Annotated in this window: 2 protein-coding genes; both read left to right on the forward strand. The window is 65.1% G+C overall.

Translation table 11 applies throughout. The features are described 5' to 3' along the window. Positions 1-112: 112 nt before the first annotated feature. Positions 113-553, forward strand: coding sequence for a hypothetical protein (locus FHG71_RS23105; protein WP_139084152.1), 441 nt, complete (start codon positions 113-115; stop codon positions 551-553). 401 nt (positions 554-954) lie between these two features. Continuing rightward, positions 955-2,196: a low temperature requirement protein A gene (locus FHG71_RS23110; protein ID WP_139084153.1), complete on the forward strand. Its 1,242-nt coding sequence runs from the start codon at positions 955-957 to the stop codon at positions 2,194-2,196. Positions 2,197-2,228: the final 32 nt, after the last annotated feature.

Consider the following 2,228-nt stretch of genomic DNA (forward strand, 5'->3'; position numbering starts at 1 on the left):
TCACGCGCGTCGCCTGACCTCGAGGGGAAAGGGGCGAACTCGGCCTCAACTCGAGTTGCGCAACAACGCCGGCTGACACTACAAATGGATCCATTCTCGGGAGACAGGCCAGGTGGAGAAGGCGCGACTGCAGGGCGTGATCGGGATCGCGTTCGACAAATGTCAGCACGTCTTCTCAAAGGGGGGCGGAAGGACCAACGGGATCTTTCTCGACAGCTTCAAGACGCTGCTCAAGGACTCGCGTTGGCCGCTCATGCTGATCCTGTCGGGCGTGCCGGAACTCGGAAACTACGTCCAGAAAGAAGAGCAGCTCGCACGCCTGCTCAGACCGATCCGTTTCGATCCCATTCATCTTCCGCAAGACATGGATGAGATGAACCGGCTCGCCTACACTTATGCCGATCGGGCCGGCCTTTGCTTTGACGCTCTGTCTTCGACCGACTTCTTTTATCGGCTTGCTTACGCCTTTGCCGGACGCTGGGGTCTTGTGATCGAGCTGATCATCGAGGCATTCGTGCAGCGCCAAGTCTCAGGAGCGACCAAGGTAACCTAGTCACTTCGTGGAGGCTTTCGCCAAGGCGACTGGACTGCCGCTCGGGTTCTCACCGCTCACGGTCGACATTACCGGGAGAGCTTCGATCCAGACGAGCTTCTGGACCTTCTCAACAGGTCAAGTTAGGCCGCCCCAACCTCAGACAAAGGACGCCCGCCTTGAGCGGGCTATTTCTTTGCCTGATCGTCAGCTTAGGGATGTGCATGCTTATGTCGCCAGTGTGCATGCTTATGGAGGCGCTTAGCCGCAGCCATCCCAATAAAATCCAGCTTTTGCTCAGATTATCTAGGCCATGAGAGTGGCGAATCAGCTGGATGTGCATACTTATGCCCCGTTGGCACCGGCGTCCTACCAAGGCGCCGCCGGACCGCTAATTCCGCCCTAGTGCGGGAGGGCGGAGCATGAGTGACATCGGCCAGAGCGTTGACGTGGAGGCCCCGGACGACGTGGCCGTGCTCGACGACGAGCGCAGCCGCCTGCGGGACCGCGGCGACGAGGAATCGTCCCAGGTCAGCTTCGTCGAGCTCTTCTACGACCTCATCTTCGTCTTCGCGGTGACGCAACTCGCCGGATACTTGGTCGACAACATCACCGCGGAGGGGGCCGTTAGGGCCGCCATCCTGTTCGTCGCGGTCTGGTGGCTGTGGATCAACACCACCTGGGCCACTAACCGCCTCGACCCCGATGCCGCGCCCGTGCGCTTCACGATGTTCACGCTCATGGCCGCGAGCCTCGTCCTGTCGATGGCGCTGCCCCGCGCCTTCGAGGACCGCAGCTTCGCCTTCGCGGCGCCTTACGTCGCCATGCAGGTCGGCCGGTGCCTCTTCTCGGCCGACGCGCTCGCCCGGAATGGCGAGTCGGCCCAAGCGCGGACCTCGCTCCGGCAGGCGGTCTGGTTCGCCGTGTCCGGGGTCGTCTGGATCTTCGGCGCGACGGCCGAAGCCGACATGCGCGTGAACCTATGGGTCCTGGCCCTCGCCATCGAGCTGACCGCGCCTTGGCTCGGCTTCCCGGTGCCGGGGCTGGGCCGCGAGGAGACGCGGGACCTCGACGTCGCGGGAGAGCACCTGAGCGAGCGCTGCGGCCTGTTCATCATCATCGCGCTGGGCGAGACCCTTCTCGTCACCGGCGCGCGGGCCGCCGAGCTCGAATGGACGGCGACTTCGCTCGGGGCCGCCGCCACGGCGGTCGCGAGCACGCTCGCGATGTGGTGGCTGTATTTCGACACCGGGTCGAAGCGCGGCACGCGCGCCTTCGAGGAGCAGCATCCCGGCCACCTCGCGCGCGTGGCCTACACCTATCTCCACCTGCCCATCGTCGCGGGCATCGTGCTGACGGCAGTGGGCGACAAGGGTCTTATCGCCCACCCCCACGAGCCCGCAGCCTGGCAGGACGCCGTGACGATCCTCGGCGGCCCCGCCCTGTTCCTGCTGGGCAACTTCCTCTTCAAGAACGCGACCAGCCGGCGCTGGCCGCTCAGTCATCTCGTCGGCATCGGACTTCTCGCCCTGGGCGTCCTCGGGCTGGGGCGGCTCGAGGTGCTGGGCCTCGCCCTCTGGGCCGTGATAGGGCTGGTCGCCACGGCCGCGCTGGAGCGGTTGCTTCTCCGCTCCCGCGCGGGTGCCGAGCAGCAGATCAAGTGAGGCCGCGCAGCTCCTCGGGCAGCAGCTCCTCG

This window comes from Rubellimicrobium roseum, from assembly GCF_006152145.1.
Lineage (GTDB): Bacteria > Pseudomonadota > Alphaproteobacteria > Rhodobacterales > Rhodobacteraceae > Rubellimicrobium > Rubellimicrobium roseum.